This window comes from Microbacterium sp. Leaf351, from assembly GCF_001423825.1.
Taxonomy (GTDB): Bacteria; Actinomycetota; Actinomycetes; order Actinomycetales; family Microbacteriaceae; genus Microbacterium; species Microbacterium ginsengisoli.
The window spans coordinates 63,985-64,706 of record NZ_LMPK01000002.1 but is presented as its reverse complement, the minus strand read 5'-3'; the positions used below and the strand labels follow the sequence as shown (position 1 = coordinate 64,706).

The following is a 722-nucleotide window of genomic DNA, read 5'->3' as shown; positions in this document are numbered from 1 at the left end:
TCGTCCCTCGTCGCCAACTGGCTGATCGTCGCCATCCTGCTGCGCATCTCCGACGCCGTGCGTCGCCAGCCGCGGGCGGTGATCGGATGACCCGTCCCGCATGCGCGATCGCGTTCGCCGCCGGCATCCGGGGGGAGGAACGATGACCAAAGAGCTCCGCCGCATCAGCATCGTGCTGCTCGCCATGTTCCTCGTGCTCTTCGGCTCGACGAGCATCATCCAGGTCGCGCAGGCACAGAACCTCGCGGCGAATCCCGCCGACCGCCGCAGCCTCTACGACTCCTACTCGATCGAGCGCGGGGCGATCATCGCAAGCGGCACGGCCATCGCCTCATCGGTGCCGTCGAGCGATGTTTACAGCTGGCAGCGCCAGTATGTCGATCCGCAGATGTGGGCTCCGGTGACCGGATACTTCAACCCCGTGCTCGGGTCATCGACGGGCATCGAGAACGCGATGAACCAGGACCTGAGCGGGACCGGCGGGTCGCAGTTCCTCGCGCGTCTCGAGCAGATCATCTCCGGCAAGCCCGCGCGCGGATCGAACGTGGTGCTCACCCTCGACGCGAGCGTGCAGAAGGCCGCCTACGACGCGCTCGGGTCCCTGCAGGGCGCTGTGGTCGCGATCGAACCCTCGACCGGGCGCATCCTGGCGATGGTCACGAGCCCCAGCTACGACACCAACTCGCTGGCCGGCCACGACGCGACCCAGGTGAACACGACCT

At 67.5% G+C, this 722-nt stretch carries 1 pseudogene; it reads left to right on the top strand.

The features are described 5' to 3' along the window. Positions 1-142 precede the first annotated feature (142 nt). Positions 143-722 (top strand): annotated as a pseudogene (locus ASG00_RS16100) (penicillin-binding protein 2); the annotation flags it as partial.